The sequence below is a fragment of the Porphyromonas sp. C0041D3 genome (assembly GCF_056590575.1).
On record NZ_JBWPWJ010000002.1, the window covers coordinates 132520 to 149808 of the forward strand.

Consider the following 17289-nt stretch of genomic DNA (forward strand, 5'->3'; position numbering starts at 1 on the left):
GTGCTTGTTAGTCTGTGTAGAAGTCAATCACTTCGCGGATTGCCCTTTGGCAAACCGGGCAAAACTCAGGATTGGTATTGGTCCTCATACGACAGTCCTTAGAGGGTCTGTAGACACCCTTAAGGCTATAGCCGGCTCCTTCGTACACCCCCACGGGATAGTTGCACTCCTCTGGAGTCGGTATGGCGGACACCTCTGCGGGTAGCAGGTCGACCCACTTGGCACTAAATTCCTTCAGCGTAGTGATATTCTGCTCCCACGGCTCCACATCGGTCGGATACATCGGTATCTGCTCTGCCTCGTAAGCATACTCGTCCGCCAGTCCGGCAAAGCTGTGTCCAAACTCATGCGTCACCACTGGGACAAATGCCGGATGCTTGGTCATCGAGAGGTTGTACGAGTTGAGTATCCCACCTCCGCCATAGTGGGGCGTATTGACCAGTACGATGATATGCTCGTAGGGCGTACCGGCGAGGAGGTCGTGCAGCTTGCGGAGGTGCAGTGTCGTGAGGTAGCGCTCACTATAGAAGGTGTCAAAATGCGAGCCGAGCGCAGTGTCCCGCCAGATCCCCTTGGAGGGAATGGAAGCACCGCTCTCCGCTGAGGGAGAGCGAACCGCTATGATGGAGAAGCGATCACGCAAAGACTTGAAGGGCTCGTGCCCAAAGATTGACGCTACAGCCTTACGGGCGTCCGCCAAGTAATCCTCCATTTCATCCTCCGTATAGCCCTCAGCTACAAATGCTATATGGATCGCTCGGGAGCTGTCCTTGGGGGCTTGAAGAGTGGTGTAGGGCAGGATACCCTGGTTGCCGAGTGGGGTCATCAGAATATCGTGCGGGTCTATGCGCTGTGTCATAGAGGCAATGACAGCGTGACGGCTATTTCGGAGCTCGAGACTAACCTCCACCGGTTGCTTCGGCATAGGGATCAGAGAGACATTCTCAAAGGCTCTCCTGCCACTCTCCTGTGCTTGTGGGTAACTCAGCCACTCCTGAAAGAGCGACGAGAAAGGATGCTTGTAGATCACCCTCCCGGTGGCAAGGTCTCTGACTGTGATCGTGCCATTCCCCTTCATCGGCGTCTCGGCTAAGCGATGCCTCTTGCCATACCAGCCTGGAATCTTGTAGTAAGCCAGCAGGGAGATGTCTTGAGTACTGGCATTTCCGGAGAAGATATAGTCCAGGCGAAGGGTCTGGTCAATAAAGTAGTCTCCAAAGTCCTGGGCGATAAGGCGACAGGGCAGGAGAAGGAGTACAGTCAGCAGCAAAGCCGCTCGAGAGATCGTATTCATAATCTATTGAGATAAAGTCGGCCCTCCAGACCTAAGTGAAAGAGTAGGTCGAGTGCTGACAGGTTGGGTACAAATCCACTTTGATCCTCAAAGACCTGCCAGTACCTCGGTAGGACCGCCCTACCTTCACGCAGCTGAGAGGGTAGGGCGATGTCAGACCTGTGCTCTCCATCTCTCACCTCCTCAGATACTATCGGGGGTGTAGGGATACACCACTCTCCGAGGATAAAGGTGAGCCAATGCTGATTGAAGTCAATGAGCCTACCTCCCACCTCACAATGACAGAGAGAGATCACTTGATCCTCATAAAACTGCCAGTAGGGCGTGGAGCAGTACGAGGAGCGCAGTGCCTCCTCCAGCCGATGTCTCCAGTGATCGTGCTCGGCAAGATAGATCTCTGACGTGGGCGGAGAGGGATAGGCAAAGTGCTCCACCGGTATCGTAAAAGGTGTAGCACCCTGTGGGGTAAGGAAATAGGTCCGATTGCGGAGCGTCTGCTTCTGATACTGCTCACTCACATTGATCACCGCATTAGGATGATCCATCATCAGTTTGACCTGCAGGATTGCAGGAGCAAAGAGGGTGGGCAGAGAGAGCATACCACTTTTTCTTACTTCAGCACAGTTCCAAATCTCCGCCACCGGATCTTACCGTGGAGGAGATCCCTGTCCTTATCCAGCGATAGCCAGACGAAGAGTGGCTTACCAACGATGTGATCCTCAGGGACGAAGCCCCAAGCTCGGGAGTCGGCAGAGTTGTGCCTATTATCACCCATCATGAAGTAGTAGTCCATCTCAAAGGTGTAGGACGAGACCGGCTTACCGTCTATCAGTACACCCGATGTGGTCTTCTCTATCGTGTGATGCTCAAAGTTCCGGATGCACCGCTCGTAGAGAGCCAGATTTTCCGCTGTTAGGTGGATTGTCTCGCCCTTAGCCGGGATGTGGATCGGGCCATAGTTATCCCTCGTCCAGTCAAATAAGTCACTGAGAGGGTATGTCGTGAAGACTGACTGTCCGGGATCAGGCTCCACCTCGATATGGAGGACCCCGCTGTGTTTCTGCAGCATCTCCCGCATAGACTTGGTGAGGGGCAGATGGTAGATCAGCCCGAAGCCCTTAGTCATATCTCCGGTAAAGCCGAGCTGCTCATAGAGAGGATAGTAAGACTGGTCTAGCCCATCCAGTAGGGCGATATCGTCTCGAGCCACCCCCAGCTCATACAGCTCATCCTCCGACAGCATCGTGCCATCGGTCTGTACGAAGTAATTGAGCTGAGCGTGAGGCGGTGTATCAACCTCCTTCGCATTGATATAAAGGGCGTTGTGTCGCACCTCAAGATCATCTCCCGGAAGCCCCACGCAGCGCTTGACATAGTGATCTCTCATGTCCACGGGACGTGCGACCACCTTGCCAAACGTGCGCGGATCACTCCAGATCCGATCCCTCCCATAGAGGTGACAGAGGGTGTAGTAGTCAGGATTGGTCACCTTAAGTGGGACAGTGTCTCCGGCGGGGAAATTGAAGACTACCAGCTCATTTCGCTTAAGACGACCAAGACCGCTGATGCGCTTATAGGGGAGCTGAGGCTTATCGATGTAGGCTTTCTTCCCATTCCAGGGGAATTGGTTGTGCACCAAAGGAAAAGCGAGCGGGGTCATCGGTAATCTCGGTCCAAAACTCAGCTTAGAGACAAAGAGGTGATCGCCCACAAGGGAGGTCTTCTCAAGTGAGGAAGAGGGGATCTTGAAGTTTTGGAAGAAAAAGATATTGAGTACCTGTACCGCGATCAGGACGACAACGATGTCCTCTACGAGTCGCATCGTGCTGCGCAGAGTCTTACTCGAGGAGCTCTGCCACCACCGCCAGGGGATAATGTGGGTGATATAATTGTCAAAAATCAGCAGGGTAGGGACCACAAAGAGCCACACACTGCCCACCCAAATGGCAAATAAGAGTAGGGCGATCGCCCAAGCGCCAAACTTGATCCAATCCCGCTTGGGGACAGCCTTGAAGTCTATCTTTTTCATATCACTTATCGAAGTGCAGCATATCCTCCATGCCGTACCATCCCTTCTTACCTTGCAAAAACTCTGCAGCCATCACGGCCCCCATTGCAAAGCCCTCTCTCCCAAAGGCTTCATGCTCCAGCCTGATCACATCCTGAGGACTGCCAAAGGCTACTCGGTGGATGCCGGGCACCTCTCCCTCACGAAGAGAGTGTATAAGTATCTGGTCCTCAGCTATGGTAGGCTTCTCTGCATTGCCGAGATAGGCCTTTGCGTCTCTGTATCGATCCATCTCCGAGATAATGTCACCGGCAACAGTCAGGGCAGTGCCACTGGGGTAGTCGAGCTTATGGATGTGGTGTACCTCCTCCATCTGAACCTCTGAGTACTGGGAGAGATTATTTATCAGCTTAGCAGCCTCTCTCACTAAGTGACGGAAGAGGAAGACCCCGATGCTGAAGTTGGACGAGTAAAAGAAAGCCCCATCACGCTCTCTGACCTGCGCCCGGATCTCCTCCATACGATCGGTCCACCCGGTAGTACCACTGACTACGGGAAAGCCACTCGCGATCGCTCTACGAATATTACTATAAGCGCTGTCAGGAGTGGAGAAGTCGATGACGACATCAGTCTCGGAGGGGATAGATGCTTGATCGTCCTTGTCAATGCGTCCAACGATCTCGTGCCCCCGGCTATGGGCCACCTGCTCAATGGCATGACCCATACGTCCATATCCTATCAGAGTTATTTTCATTGCAACTATATATATGTGATTTGCTCGGTGTAAACTTCCGTAGCTGACAGAAGTGGTCACAAATGTAATCAATTATCAACATAGCCTCACATCTTGAGCAATTGAGCTCAGGGACTTTGCGGACCAGTCAAAAGCTTACTCGATCTGACGGTGTGCTAATATCGGTATTAGTGAATTCTTTTACCGATATTAGCCTTGTCTAATATCGGTATTAGTCGCGACTAATACCGATAAAAGAAATGACTATGGTTTGCGGGGAGTTTTGCTCTGTTTTCACGCCACCTCTTGATAGGTCACGACTGCGGTGACTCTACAGCACCTGCTCAGCATTATTTGCAGCAAAGGTGCTGTACAGATTTTGTTCAAACCTATTTTTAGCCATAATAGCGATTATGTTAAGTAGGCGGTTGGAAGGGTATATATGCTGAGTAAAAATAATCAATAATACCACCCTATCTTCACCGAGTCACCGAAGTCTCACCAGCTACCAGTCTTAAGATATTACACTCAGTTACGTAATACGTCTGCTCCCTGTATCTACGCACTCACAATCATCGTAAGGCATAAGAGCATACCTCACCTCCAATATGCCACAACTATGGTTGGTCTGGGTCGTTATAGCGATATGAAGGGGTTTGCTTAACTTTGTCCTAAGAGTATATAACTAATAGAAACTATTATGCCATGAAGGAGTCTGACAAAATCCACCAAGATGAGGAGCTTGCTCTACCGCGCGATAAATTTGCTATCTGCATCTCGAGGTCCCAGTGCAGTGGTGGCGTCACCTTTGCTCATCGACTGGGGGAAAAGCTTGGTGTGCCGGTCTACGAGGACAATATATTTGACTTAGCCGCTAAGGATCACAATATACGGAAGGATCTCTTTGTGCAGAATGAGGACAATACAGACTTCTCAGTCCCAATATTCTATGGTTCTGAGTACGCCTCATCGGGGTCTATGATCACCTACTCTGACAACTTTCTATCCAATAAGAATATCCACTCGATGCAGGCTGAGACGATACTCAGGCTGGCAAGAGTGAGCTCTGCCATATTCCTAGGGCACACAGCCGACTTTACTCTACGAAATCACCCCAACCTCTTGACTATCTACATATCTGAGCCGATGGAGATACGGGTCAAGAATCTCCAGCGGGATTATGAGGGAGTAAGCGAGGAAGAGGCCATTGACCGACTCCTTAAGCTGGATAAGAATAGACGGCAATACTACAATTACTACACCGGTAAGCGCTGGGGACGCTGTGAGAGCTACGACTTAGCCATCCAGCCCTCCTTCTTTGGCATAGATTATGCAACTACTTTAGTGATGGACGTACTTCGCTCCAAGGGGTTCCCACTCCAGGGTACTTCTATGGAGGACGCAAAGGAGGGTCCCAATCCATAACTAAGTAAGTTGCATAGATGTTAGATAAGCATATAATTGATCATAAGGAGATATATGGCGAGCTGGCTGAGACTCTGATAGCTGATCAGAGTGACTTTGACACGCTCTTTGACCAGCCCTCCTCTCACGATGGTGACGACTCCCCGGATGGGCCTGAGTCGAACGGAGATAAGGGTAAGGAGGGTAAGACTGAGACCCCGACACTAGATTCCTTCGGTACCTGGCTCAGTGACCAAGTGAAGAAAGGAAAGCTGGATCCTGTCTATGGGCGCGAGAAGGAGCTTCAGCGCATCACCCAGATCCTCGCCAGAAAAAAGAAGAATAACCCCCTACTCCTCGGTGAACCAGGCGTAGGCAAGACAGCTATCGTAGAGGCACTAGCACAGAGGATCGTAGCGGGTGAGGTCCCGCCCTACCTCCTCAATAAGCGGATCATATCATTAGATATGGCCTCCGTGGTTGCGGGATCGATGTATCGGGGGCAATTTGAGGAGCGGATGAAGAAGATCATCCACGAGCTTAAGGCCAATCCTGACATCATCCTCTACATAGACGAAATACATGCCCTCATGGGTAGTGGAAACTCGCAGGGAGGTATTGACGCTGCCAGTATGCTCAAGCCTGCGCTTGCTCGTGGCGAGGTCCGCTGCATCGGTGCCACAACGCTCGAGGAGTACCGCAAGAGCATAGAGAAAGATGGGGCAATGGATCGGCGATTCCAGAAAGTCATAGTGAATGCTCCCGATGAGGAGGAGACGCTACTGATCCTTAAGAAGCTCCAGCCGATCTATGAGAAGCATCACCACGTGACTTATACCGATAAGGCACTTGAGTCGGCAGTTCACCTGACGGAGCGCTACGTGACGGATCGTCAGTTCCCGGACAAAGCAATCGATGCCATGGATGAGGCGGGGGCTTACTCCTTCATCAAGAATCAGAAGCCGGTAGACCTGACACCCTATCAAGATAAGATCGATGAGATACGTAAGCTTAAGCTTCAGTATGTCAATCAGGGACGCTACGACCTTGCCTCACAAGCGCGAGATAAAGAGAAGCAGTACCACGAGGATCTCAAGGCGCTTAAGCGAAGCTTAGAGCGTGGAGACCTCATTGGGGACCCTACCCTCGTCGATACTCAAGAGGTGGAGTATGTGGTCTCCCTCGGCAGTGGTGTGCCGGTGCAGTCCTTCTCCGCCAATGACCTCGGTACTCTGGGCAAGCTGGAGAGTAAGCTTAAGTCTAAGGTGATCGGACAAGACCACGTCGTCCGGGACATCGCGACGGCCATCCAGCGTAATAAGGTGGGGCTACGGGACCCTGGCAAGCCGATCGGCTCATTCCTTTTCCTTGGGTCGTCCGGTGTGGGTAAGACTTACCTCTCTAAGATGCTCGCCAAAGAGCTCTTTGGCACTGAGGAGGCTATGATCCGCGTGGATATGAGCGAGTTTATGGAGAAGTACTCCGTATCACGCCTGATCGGTGCCCCACCCGGATACGTCGGCTACGACCAGGGCGGTGAACTGACGGTGAAAGTGAAGCGTCGCCCATACTCGGTCATCCTCTTCGACGAGATCGAGAAGGCTCACCCCGATGTGCAGAACCTTTTGCTACAGATCCTTGACGATGGTGTACTCACAGATAGTACCGGGGATAAGGTCAATTTCAAGAATACCATCATCATCATGACCTCGAATGTCGGTACCAGACAGTTGAGCGAATTTGGGACCGGTATAGGCTTTAAGGACTTATCTGTCGACAGTAGTGAGGCAGCGGATCAGGTGATCCGTAAGGCGCTTAATAAGCACTTTGCACCCGAATTCCTCAATCGTATCGACAAGATCGTAACCTTCAATCAGCTTAATAAGAAGGATATCCGCCGCATCACCGACCTCGAGCTGAGCAAGCTGGACAAGCGACTACAGGATATCAATATCCTGGTGGAGTACTCCGATGCGGCTCGTGACTTCGTGGCTGAGAAGGGCTTTGATCCCAAGCTGGGTGCTAGACCCCTCAAGCGCGCTATTGCTCAGTATATTGAGGAGATGATTACCGATGCCATCATCAGTGGTGAGGTCAGGCCCGGCGAGCACTACCTTCTCGACACGACAGGTAGAGGGAAGGATGTGAAGCTGAGGATCAGAGTCCCTGAGCCGACTCTTGTCTCCTGATAGCCACTTGTACGGAGAAGGACATCATAGAGCAATCTATGGTGTCCTTTGCTATTTCTGATACAGAGGATCATAGGTGAGATCACTATCAGCGATGCTAAGGTCCTACACAATTGAGTATCTTTGTAGGTGAGTAATCAAGTATTGTATGACACAGTTTTCTATAGATCCCGATAAGGTCATCATAGGCATCGAGTCCTCCTGTGATGACACCTCAGCAGCTGTGCTGAGGGGACAGACCTTGTTGTCCAACGTTATTGCCAGCCAGAAAGTGCACGAGCAATATGGTGGTGTCGTCCCCGAGCTCGCGAGTCGGGCTCACCTGCAGAATGTAGTCCCCGTCGTAAGCGAAGCCATCCGTCAGGCTGGGATCTCTCGGGATGACTTGGATGTGATTGCATATACGAGAGGTCCGGGACTACTTGGGTCACTCCTGGTCGGGGTCAACTTCGCCAAGGGGATGAGTCAGGCTCTGGGGATCCCGATGGTCGATGTCAACCACCTGCAGGGACATGTGATGGCGCACTTTGTACAGCAACCCGGGGAGGATCGACCGGTCCCGCACTTCCCCTTTCTCTGTCTCTTGGTGTCGGGAGGAAACTCTCAGATCATCCTGGTACATAGTCCGCTTGAGATGGAGATCATCGGCAAGACAATAGATGATGCTGCTGGGGAGGCCTTTGACAAGTGTGCCAAGGTGATGGGGCTGGGCTATCCCGGTGGACCTATTGTAGACAGACTAGCGAAGGAGGGGAACCCACATGCCTTCCACTTCGCTAAGCCTAGGATCAGTGGCTACGACTATAGCTTTAGTGGCTTGAAGACCTCTTTTCTCTATACACTGAGGGACAATCTCGAGAGAGATCCGGACTTTATTGATAAGAATAAGGAGGATCTCTGTGCCTCGCTACAGGAGACCGTGGTCGAGCTCCTTATGGAGAAGCTGGAGCGGGCTGCCAAGGATCTCAATATCGATCAGGTAGGCGTGGCAGGCGGTGTCTCTGCCAATAGTCGCTTAAGACGAGCGTTCGTAGACTATGGTGAGCGGAGCGGGAAGGCTGTCTTCATCCCCCCCTTCAGCTACACGACAGATAATGCCGCTATGATTGCTATGGCTGGAGCATGTCTCTATGCCGCCGGTCATCGTAGCGAGATGAGTGACGCCCCCTACTCAAGGATAACGATCTAATCATACTTGGACATATGGAGTACGACAAATCATTACACAAGTATCTGTCAGACTTAGGACACCTATCGGAGGAGGTCTCCGACCTTCTCCTCTCCATCGGGGCTCATCTCTCAGTCGCTGAGAGCTGTACCGGTGGTCTGATCGCTGCCACCCTTACAAGTATCAGCGGGGCCTCTGACTGGTTTGATACCGGGGTGACGACCTATACACGACATAGTAAGCAGCAGGTACTCGGACTCTTGGATCGGGAGATTCGGGATGGGCTGGTCTCGGAGGCGACAGCAATGGCGATGTGCGAGCACGTTGCAAAACTCTCCGGAGCTGCATTTTCGCTATCCACGACAGGTGTCGCCGGTCCGGCTGAGAGTGAGGGGTACAAGGCATGTGCCGCTTGGATTGCCGTCCACTCGCCTATGGGAACGGTCTCTCGCTGGCTCGAGCATGAGGATGAGGGACGTAATACCAACCGCGCTTACATCGCCCAGCAAGCGCTCTCTCTACTGCTCGAGGAATTACAGAAGTACGTCAAGATCCAGAAAGGATGACGCTTCAGGAGGCGCTGAAGAGGGCGTTTGGGTACGATGGCTTCAGACCCAATCAGGAAGAAGCCTGCCGAAACCTCCTCCTGGGTCGTGATCAGTTGGTCATTTTGCCCACAGGAGGCGGTAAGTCCATCTGCTACCAGCTTCCCGCCCTCCTGCGTGATGGATGCGCCATTGTGGTCTCGCCGCTCATTGCCCTGATGAGAGATCAGATCGATGCACTCAATCGTCGTCACATCCCCTCTGCCACCATCAATAGCTCTATGCCTGATGCTGCCCGGCGTCAGGTGCTTCTGCTTTTACTCAAGGGAAAGTTGAAGCTGCTCTACATCAGCCCTGAGACCTTGATGTCCCAGACCGGGGAGTACATCCTGCGGAGTGCTAAGATCTCATTCTTTGCCATTGACGAGGCACACTGCATCAGTCAGTGGGGACACGACTTCAGGCCTGAGTACTCGCAGCTCGGTTTTCTTAAGCAGAGATATCCCGATCACCCTATCATCGCACTCACTGCGACAGCGGATCCTGCAACCCGTAAGGACATAGTGAATAAGCTGCAGCTGGCTGATCCCCTCGAGATTGTTGGGGACTTTGATCGACCCAACATTCACATAACCGTACGAAGAGGGGTAAGGAAGAGGGAAAAGCTGAGGGAGATAGCAGACTTTATCGATGAGCATGGCTCACTCTCCAGTGGGATCATCTACTGCACCAAGCGGAAGGATACCGAGATGCTGTCCGACTACCTCAATGGTCAGAATATCCATGCACTCCCTTACCACGCATCGATGTCTCCCGAGTCTCGACTCATCGTACACCGAGCGTTCCTCTCCGGTCAGGTGCAGGTCGTCTGTGCTACAGTTGCCTTCGGTATGGGGATCGATAAGCCCGATGTCAGATGGGTGATCCACTACAGTATGCCCATGAATATAGAGCAGTACTATCAGGAGATCGGGCGTGTAGGAAGGGATGGTCAGCCGGCAGAGGCAGTGATGTACTACTCCTATGGTGACCTTAAGATCCTCGAGCTGCTTATGAAAGACTCCTCCAACGAGGATCTCAATAGAGCCAAGATGGAGTATATGAAGCGCTTCTGTGAGGCTACCGTATGCCGACGTAAGATCTTGCTCGGATATTTCGGGCAGGAGACAGCAGAGGTCTGCAACAATTGCGACATCTGTCTCTTACCACCGGAAGCAACCTTTGATGGTACGATATATGCTCAGAAGGTAATGAGTACTATCGTTAGGGCACAGGAGACGGTCACCATAGAGGATGTAGCAAATATCCTGATAGGATCGCAGCGGAGGGAGCTATGGGATAGAGGTCTCAGCAGGCTGACCACCTTTGGGATCGGAAGGGACGAGACCTGGCTGGCATGGCGAGAGTATGTATACCAAATGGCTCAGAATGGTCTCATCGCCATCGACTACAGTAAGGGCTGTAGCCTCACGATGACCAAGCTCGGCTGGGAAGTGCTACGGGGAGAGAGAACGCTGACGCTAACAAAGTTCACCCCCTATCGTAAGAAAGCGTGACACGACTTGCCCTCTGCTACAATGGTAGTATGGCAATCGGTGGTCATGCAGTCATTTCCACAGTGACCGATGATGGCCCTGTACAAGGGTGCTTAAGACCTTACTCCTTATCGGGAGTAGGATCCAAGTCGTCCAATATACGATCGACCTCTTTCCCTACCTGGGCAATTTTTGTCCGGCAATGTGTGATCAGTGCCACTGCATAGCGACTTTGGCTAAGTACCTCATCGATCGGCAGGTTACCCTCCTCCAAATGTGAGAGCACACGCTCCGTCTCAGCAATAGCCTCATCGTAGGTCAGAGCGTCTACTTTTTCCTTGATCTCTTCTTTAGTCATAGGTCTTATTGTGTCTTGTCCTTAAGTATGCGGGAGACTTGCCCCTCGATGGAGCCGTCGATCATCAGGATCTGAATGTCAGTATCGCTATCCACCTCTTCGACCGAGGAGAGCTGACGTCCTCCCTGCAGCACCGGCAGGAACCCCCGCCTCATAATCTTCTCTGGATTATAGAGCTCTGCTAGCTTGGCATAGTTGTCCAGTCGCTCCTGCTCCTGCGGGACAATCCTCGTCAGGATCGTGGATAGACGCTGGCGCCTGCTCTCAAGGCCGACGGACTGAGAGCCGACGTACAACCTACGATCATAGAGTAGCGCAGTAGCGCGCTTTGTGAGGGTCTCAACCCAATCACGAAGAGCATCCTGGTGACTATGCAGAGCATTGGTCAGTAGCCTCTCTGAGCGGCGCATACGATCGCTCTCTCGATGCTCGAGCGCGGACAGCACCTTCCCCAGTCGAGAGGGGTGATCGACCTGTAGCTGTTGCATTCGATGATAGCGATCGAGAAGCAGAGTACTCAAATGATCACCGGCATTGACGACCCTATTTACCTGATCCTCCAAGCGATGGATCAGAAACTCTGCAGCTGCCGTGGGCGTCTTGACAGAGGTATTGGCCACATGGTCAGCCACAGAGAAGTCACGCTCATGCCCGATAGCGGTAATGACCGGCAGACAGAAGTTCGCTATATACTCGCAGAGCCTATAGTCATCAAATGCGGACAGATCGATGGGACTGCCCCCACCTCTTAAGATCACCACAGCATCATACGACTCCGCATGATCATATATCCGATCCAAAGCACGTATCACTGTCTGAGTGGTGGTAGCGCCTTGCATCGTAGCTGCGTAGAGATCAAAGTGAAAGAGTCCGGCAAGATTGCTCTTCCGCATCTGATCACTGAAGTCACCCCACCCTGCAGCGGTCGCAGAGGAGATGACGGCTATCCGCTGTGTGAGTGTCGGGAGAGTACACTGCTCCTTATTGAGATCAATAATGCCATCCTTTCTTAGCCTCTCAATCGTCTCACGACGGATGCGCTCCAGATTGCCCAGAGTGTGATTAGGATCAATATCCAGGATATTGAGGGAGAAACCATACAGCTCATGAAAGGAGACACTCACAGTCATCAAGAGCTCCATTCCAGCACGCGGATAGTCCCCAGTCACGTCACAGAAGCGCTGCATCACCCGAGTAGCATTCCCTGCCCAGATAGTAGCTCGTGAGGAAGCAACTTTTCGCCCACTCGTATCCGACTCAGTCAGCTCTAGGTAGTAGTGTCCTGAGGAAGCATTAGAATTAATGCTCGCCACCTCAGCCACGATCCTATAGTATCCCTTGAAGCTCGCATCGAGAGCACGACGTACGCTGCCGAGCAACTCACTCAGCTTAAACGCCTTAACCTCCTCTTCGTCCTCAAAGAGACTGATCCTCGATGCTCCCACGCTCATAGGCAGATAGTGACTACAGTGACCTTAAGAAACGGATCAGTGCCTCTGTGGCTCTCCCTCTGTGGCTGATGCGATTCTTCTCCTCCTCACTCATCTCCGCAAAGGTACGATCAAAGCCCTCGGGACGGAAGACCGGGTCGTAGCCAAATCCACCCTCCCCCTGAGGCGATTTCGTAATCACTCCGCGGACCTCACCCTCGAAGCAGTGCTCCCGATCATCCAAGATCAGAGTGATGACCGTCCGGAAGACTGCGCTCCGGTCCGCTACTCCATCCAGCTCGTGGAGGAGCTTTCGAATGTTGTCGGCCGGACGGCACTCCGGGCCAGCATAGCGAGCTGTATAGACTCCTGGGCGACCATCAAGTGCCGACACCTCGAGACCAGTGTCATCAGCGAAGCAGTCCATATGGTGACGCTGATGACAGGTCTGAGCCTTGATCATAGAGTTCTCGCGGATCGTCGTTCCCGTCTCCTCTATCTCCTCATCATCGCCCATCTCATGGAGGGACACCACGTCATAAGGCAGTCCCTCAAGGAGGATGAGATCTCTTATTTCCTGAGTTTTGTGCTCATTGTGAGTCGCTAGGAGCAGCCGATGCCTCTCACTCATATTACTCTGGTGAGTCCTCACCATGACTCGTCGATGAAGTCACTTCTTCAAGTCCCTCTTTCTGTTTCTTCGTAGGCTTGACGTAGTTGACGTCAAAGCCCTCGCCATAGACTCCCCTTACAGGTGCCTCGGTGATGAAAGCTCGCTCGTCAATGTCCTTCACAATCCTCATGATCGTGGCTGTCTGAGCGCGTCGGGCGATGACCATCATCACCTTCATATCAGATCCGGAGAAAGCTCCTACACCCTTGAGCAGGGTCACACCGCGTCCTGCCTCCTTGATGATCAGCTGACTGATTTCATCGTACTTAGAGGAGATGATGAAGAACTGCACGCACTGACGGTAGCCATTGAGGAAGAAGTCGACCGAGAGATTGCAGGTGATGATCTGGATAAAGGAGTATACCAGCTTATCCGGATCCTGAAAGATAAACCATGAGAGTCCCACGGTGATCACATCGATCGCTAAGAGAGCACGGCCAATGGCCATATGCTTATACTTATTGATGATCGACGCGATAATATCGGTACCACCCGTCGAGCCACCCCTTGCGAAGATCATTGCAAGGCTGAATCCGATACCAATAGATCCGATGATCACAGCCATAGCCGGATCGTCGGGCAGCATCGGGGTATCAAAGAATTGTCCCGATGCCGGTATCGAAATACCGAGGACAATCACGCTAAATACAGTGCGGATGGAGAACTTCCATCCCAGTATGATCACCGACAGGATCACTAAGATACCATTGATGATATTGTAAGGCCAACCTACGTCGAAGGTCATACCGGCCTTATCACAGGCCCAAGTGATGACCGAAGCGATACCGGAGAGTCCACCCGAGGTGATCTCGTGCGAAAAGATAAACCCTCTCCAGAAGAAGGTGTACAGGAGCAGAGTAAGGAAGATCAGGATATAATCCTCTACCTCGCGCCAGATCTTAGCTGATTTGCTTATGCCCATGATTTATAAGTTAAATAAAACTATTCGTGAAAGCGTCCTTTTACTTTCCAAGGACAATATTGACAATCTTATGAGGTACCACTATGACCCTCTGAGGCTCTTTACCCTCAAGGTATCGCAGAGTGTCCTCAGACCGAAGCACCTCCTCCTCAATCTCTGCCTTACTCATCTCAGCAGGTAGATCCATAGTGAAGCGCACCTTACCATTGAAGGATATCGGATAGGTAATCGTGGACTCCTTGAGGAAGTCCTCATTTAGCTCCGGCCACTTGGCATCCACGACACTATCAGAGTGTCCCAGTGCATGCCACACCTCCTCAGCGAGGTGCGGAGCAAAGGGAGAGAGCATTACGATAAGGTCTTGGAGCAATGACATTGAGGTGCACTTTTGGCTGGCAAGGTCATTGGCACAGACCATCATAGCACTCACACATGTGTTGAAGGAGTAAGACTCAATGCCCTCGGTTACCTTCTTAAGAGCAGTGTGCAGGGACTTCAGAGAGTCCTTCGATGGTTTATCGTCCGTCACCTTCAGCGCCCCTTCGTCATCAAAGAAGAATCCATAGATGCGACGAAGGAAACGGAAGGCTCCATCGATTCCATTCGTATCCCAAGGCTTGGATTGCTCTATCGGGCCGAGGAACATCTCATAGACCCTCAGAGTATCAGCGCCATACTGCTCGATGATATCGTCCGGGTTGACCACATTGAGGTACGACTTGCTCATCTTCTCCACTGCACTACCGCAGATATAGGAGCCATCGTCCTCGAGGATAAAGTCTGCATCACTAAGCTCTCGCTGAGAGGCCTTGAAGGCATCTAGATCCAGTCGGTCATTATGGACGATCCCGACCGACACATGGATCGGCTGGACCTCATACGCATCTTTCTTACCCAGCGAGACGAAAGTATTGGTCCCAATGACACGATAGGCAAAGCTTGACTTTCCCTGGATCATACCTTGGTTGATCAGCTTACGGAAGGGTTCATCCTCGCAGACATAGCCGAGGTCGTAAAGGAACTTATTCCAGAAACGACTATAGATCAGGTGGCCGGTCGCATGCTCCGTTCCCCCCACATAGACATCCACACTTCTCCAATACTCATTAGCCTCCTTGCTGACAAGTGCCTGTCTATTGTGCGGATCCATATAGCGCAGGTAGTAGGCTGAGCTGCCGGCAAATCCGGGCATCGTGCACAGCTCAAGGGGGTAGCCCTCCTTAGTACACCAGTCCTTGGCCCGACCAAGAGGTGGTTCGCCTGACTCTGTGGGGAGATACTTATCCACCTCAGGGAGCTCCAGAGGAAGCTCCGACTCATCCAGAGTGTAGGGTATGCCGTCCTTGTAGTAGACGGGGATCGGCTCTCCCCAGTATCTCTGTCGGCTGAATATCGCATCCCTCAGTCGGTAATTGACACGCTTGCGACCAAGCTTGTGCTTGTCTACGTAGTCTCTCATCGCTCCGATCGCCTCATCGACACTCATCCCATCGAGGAAACCGGAGTGGATCATCGTCCCCTCGTGGCTATCGAGAGACTCATCCCAAGATGCCGGATCGCTCACCTCAGTGCCTTTCCCCTTGACCACTTGAATGATAGGGAGAGAGAAGTGCTTTGCGAAGGCAAAGTCTCTTGAGTCGTGAGCGGGTACTGCCATCACGGCGCCGGTACCATAGCCGATGAGCACATAGTCGCTGATCCAGATCGGGATCTCCTCGCCCGTTATCGGGTGGATGGCGTAGCTGCCGGAGAAGACTCCGGAGACCGAGTGGTCCATCATACGCTCCCTCTCGGACCGCCTCTTCGTCCGATCGAGATAGGCATCGACCGCCACCCTCTGCTCGTCCGTGGTCACCTCCTCCACCAGAGAACTCTCCGGAGCCAGCACCATAAAGGTCACCCCGTAGAGCGTATCGGCCCGAGTGGTGAAGACCGTAATCGACTCGTCACTATCCTTGAGGTGAAAAGTAATCTCAGCCCCCTCAGAGCGACCAATCCAATTGCGCTGGGTCTCCTTGATCGAGGGCGTCCAGTCTATATGGTCCAGCCCCGACAGAAGTCGCTCCGCATAAGCTGACACGCGAAGGCACCACTGCTTCATAACCTTCTGCTCCACAGGATGCCCACCGCGTACGGATAAGCCTTCGCTCACCTCATCATTAGCAAGCACAGTACCAAGGGCGGGACACCAATTGACCATCGTCTCACCTCTATAAGCGAGCCGGTAATTCATCAGCACCTCCTGTTGCTTCTTCTCATCCCATCCATTCCACTCGTCAGCGCTGAACGAGAGCTCCTCGGACCCCTCAGCACTCAGTCCCTCAGTTCCCCTCTTGGATAGGTGATCCACAAGCGTGGAGATCGGCTGTGCCTTATCCTCCTTAGTATCATAGTAGGAGTGAAACATCTGGATAAACGCCCACTGCGTCCACTTATAGTACTCCGGATCACAGGTCATTACCATTCGGCTCCAGTCGTAGGAGAAGCCTATATTGTCCAGCTGCTTCCTATACCGGTCTGTATTGATCTTGGTGGTGACGGCAGGATGCTGACCGGTCTGGATCGCATACTGCTCTGCCGGCAGACCATAGGCATCATATCCCATAGGGTGCAGGACATTGAAGCCGCAGAGCCGCTTGTACCTACTTAGTATGTCTGAGGCAATGTAGCCAAGCGGATGCCCCACATGGAGACCGGCTCCAGAGGGGTAAGGGAACATATCCAGGCAGTAAAACTTCCTCTTAGATGGCTCCTCCGTGACCTTGTATATATTGTGGTCTCGCCACCAGGCTTGCCACTTTTTCTCTATCTCTGTGAAATTGTAGGACATAAAGCTACTCTCTTGGTCTGTCAGACTATTCTATCGCGTGCAAAAATACCAAAAAATTGACAACTCTGCTTCACAGAATGACCGCTTTTCCGTGACAATCGCCTCAGTGTTCGCCGTCTCAAGCCTAAGCCTCACGGTCCAAGCAGAGGGAGCAATTTTAATCGGATCACTACAGACTGATTATCAATAGGCAACGGGTT

The 17289-nt window shown here is 52.2% G+C and carries 14 protein-coding genes; 5 read left to right on the forward strand and 9 right to left on the reverse strand.

All coding sequences use genetic code 11. The annotated features are described in order from the left end of the window. Nucleotides 1-7 precede the first annotated feature (7 nt). From AC1EKE_RS01780 to dapB, 4 genes are read right to left on the reverse strand one after another with little or no spacing between them, the layout of a single operon-like run. Nucleotides 8-1294 carry a M64 family metallopeptidase gene (locus AC1EKE_RS01780; protein WP_480307813.1) on the reverse strand — a complete coding sequence of 429 codons (1287 nt, stop codon included), beginning with the start codon at nucleotides 1292-1294 and terminating at the stop codon, nucleotides 8-10. Then, entirely contained in the window at nucleotides 1291-1893 is a 603-nt protein-coding gene (locus AC1EKE_RS01785; RefSeq protein WP_480307814.1) for a WbqC family protein, read from the reverse strand. The genes AC1EKE_RS01780 and AC1EKE_RS01785 overlap by 4 nt, the downstream gene beginning before the upstream one ends. A gap of 11 nt (nucleotides 1894-1904) precedes the next feature. Beyond that, nucleotides 1905-3323: a signal peptidase I gene (gene lepB, locus AC1EKE_RS01790; RefSeq protein ID WP_480307816.1), complete on the reverse strand. Its 1419-nt coding sequence runs from the start codon at nucleotides 3321-3323 to the stop codon at nucleotides 1905-1907. A gap of 1 nt (nucleotide 3324) precedes the next feature. Then, nucleotides 3325-4056, reverse strand: coding sequence for a 4-hydroxy-tetrahydrodipicolinate reductase (dapB, locus tag AC1EKE_RS01795; RefSeq protein WP_480307817.1), 732 nt, complete (start codon nucleotides 4054-4056; stop codon nucleotides 3325-3327). A 684-nt stretch (nucleotides 4057-4740) separates the two neighbouring features. On the opposite strand from dapB, the gene AC1EKE_RS01800 reads away from it, so the two are divergent. From AC1EKE_RS01800 to AC1EKE_RS01820, 5 genes are all read left to right on the forward strand, one after another. Further along, nucleotides 4741-5460 (forward strand): cytidylate kinase-like family protein, encoded by a 720-nt coding sequence (locus AC1EKE_RS01800; protein WP_480307819.1) that lies wholly within the window; start codon nucleotides 4741-4743, stop codon nucleotides 5458-5460. Between the two features lie 17 nt (nucleotides 5461-5477). Next, entirely contained in the window at nucleotides 5478-7628 is a 2151-nt protein-coding gene (locus AC1EKE_RS01805) for an ATP-dependent Clp protease ATP-binding subunit (protein WP_480307820.1), read from the forward strand. Nucleotides 7629-7776: 148 nt separating this feature from the next. Next, nucleotides 7777-8817 (forward strand): tRNA (adenosine(37)-N6)-threonylcarbamoyltransferase complex transferase subunit TsaD, encoded by a 1041-nt coding sequence (gene tsaD / locus AC1EKE_RS01810; RefSeq protein ID WP_480307821.1) that lies wholly within the window; start codon nucleotides 7777-7779, stop codon nucleotides 8815-8817. A gap of 14 nt (nucleotides 8818-8831) precedes the next feature. Further along, complete coding sequence (locus AC1EKE_RS01815; protein ID WP_297126507.1) at nucleotides 8832-9362, forward strand: CinA family protein; 531 nt, start codon at nucleotides 8832-8834, stop codon at nucleotides 9360-9362. Further along, nucleotides 9359-10897, forward strand: coding sequence for a RecQ family ATP-dependent DNA helicase (locus AC1EKE_RS01820; protein WP_480307823.1), 1539 nt, complete (start codon nucleotides 9359-9361; stop codon nucleotides 10895-10897). The genes AC1EKE_RS01815 and AC1EKE_RS01820 overlap by 4 nt, the downstream gene beginning before the upstream one ends. Nucleotides 10898-10997: 100 nt before the next feature. Here AC1EKE_RS01820 and xseB read toward each other — a convergent pair whose 3' ends face one another. From xseB to leuS, 5 genes are read right to left on the reverse strand one after another with little or no spacing between them, the layout of a single operon-like run. Beyond that, the gene (gene xseB, locus AC1EKE_RS01825) at nucleotides 10998-11234 is read right to left on the reverse strand and encodes an exodeoxyribonuclease VII small subunit (RefSeq protein ID WP_297126501.1); all 237 of its coding nucleotides are present in this window, start codon (nucleotides 11232-11234) and stop codon (nucleotides 10998-11000) included. Between the two features lie 5 nt (nucleotides 11235-11239). Then, nucleotides 11240-12685 carry an exodeoxyribonuclease VII large subunit gene (xseA, locus tag AC1EKE_RS01830; RefSeq protein ID WP_480307826.1) on the reverse strand — a complete coding sequence of 482 codons (1446 nt, stop codon included), beginning with the start codon at nucleotides 12683-12685 and terminating at the stop codon, nucleotides 11240-11242. 13 nt (nucleotides 12686-12698) lie between these two features. Further along, nucleotides 12699-13295 (reverse strand): RdgB/HAM1 family non-canonical purine NTP pyrophosphatase, encoded by a 597-nt coding sequence (rdgB, locus tag AC1EKE_RS01835; protein WP_480307828.1) that lies wholly within the window; start codon nucleotides 13293-13295, stop codon nucleotides 12699-12701. Nucleotide 13296: 1 nt separating this feature from the next. Further along, entirely contained in the window at nucleotides 13297-14259 is a 963-nt protein-coding gene (locus AC1EKE_RS01840) for a YitT family protein (RefSeq protein ID WP_480307829.1), read from the reverse strand. Between the two features lie 40 nt (nucleotides 14260-14299). Then, nucleotides 14300-17089 (reverse strand): leucine--tRNA ligase, encoded by a 2790-nt coding sequence (leuS, locus tag AC1EKE_RS01845; protein WP_480307830.1) that lies wholly within the window; start codon nucleotides 17087-17089, stop codon nucleotides 14300-14302. Nucleotides 17090-17289: the final 200 nt, after the last annotated feature.

What these genes read in the sequence shown, in the direction of transcription:
- AC1EKE_RS01785 (WP_480307814.1), bottom strand. Translation starts at nt 1,893, where the DNA reads ATGCTCTCTCTGCCCACCCTCTTTGCTCCTGCAATCCTGCAGGTCAAA.
- xseA (WP_480307826.1), bottom strand. Translation starts at nt 12,685, where the DNA reads ATGAGCGTGGGAGCATCGAGGATCAGTCTCTTTGAGGACGAAGAGGAG.
- leuS (WP_480307830.1), bottom strand. Translation starts at nt 17,089, where the DNA reads ATGTCCTACAATTTCACAGAGATAGAGAAAAAGTGGCAAGCCTGGTGG.
- AC1EKE_RS01815 (WP_297126507.1), top strand. Translation starts at nt 8,832, where the DNA reads ATGGAGTACGACAAATCATTACACAAGTATCTGTCAGACTTAGGACAC.
- AC1EKE_RS01840 (WP_480307829.1), bottom strand. Translation starts at nt 14,259, where the DNA reads ATGGGCATAAGCAAATCAGCTAAGATCTGGCGCGAGGTAGAGGATTAT.
- rdgB (WP_480307828.1), bottom strand. Translation starts at nt 13,295, where the DNA reads ATGAGTGAGAGGCATCGGCTGCTCCTAGCGACTCACAATGAGCACAAA.
- AC1EKE_RS01820 (WP_480307823.1), top strand. Translation starts at nt 9,359, where the DNA reads ATGACGCTTCAGGAGGCGCTGAAGAGGGCGTTTGGGTACGATGGCTTC.
- tsaD (WP_480307821.1), top strand. Translation starts at nt 7,777, where the DNA reads ATGACACAGTTTTCTATAGATCCCGATAAGGTCATCATAGGCATCGAG.
- AC1EKE_RS01800 (WP_480307819.1), top strand. Translation starts at nt 4,741, where the DNA reads ATGAAGGAGTCTGACAAAATCCACCAAGATGAGGAGCTTGCTCTACCG.
- AC1EKE_RS01805 (WP_480307820.1), top strand. Translation starts at nt 5,478, where the DNA reads ATGTTAGATAAGCATATAATTGATCATAAGGAGATATATGGCGAGCTG.
- xseB (WP_297126501.1), bottom strand. Translation starts at nt 11,234, where the DNA reads ATGACTAAAGAAGAGATCAAGGAAAAAGTAGACGCTCTGACCTACGAT.
- AC1EKE_RS01780 (WP_480307813.1), bottom strand. Translation starts at nt 1,294, where the DNA reads ATGAATACGATCTCTCGAGCGGCTTTGCTGCTGACTGTACTCCTTCTC.
- lepB (WP_480307816.1), bottom strand. Translation starts at nt 3,323, where the DNA reads ATGAAAAAGATAGACTTCAAGGCTGTCCCCAAGCGGGATTGGATCAAG.
- dapB (WP_480307817.1), bottom strand. Translation starts at nt 4,056, where the DNA reads ATGAAAATAACTCTGATAGGATATGGACGTATGGGTCATGCCATTGAG.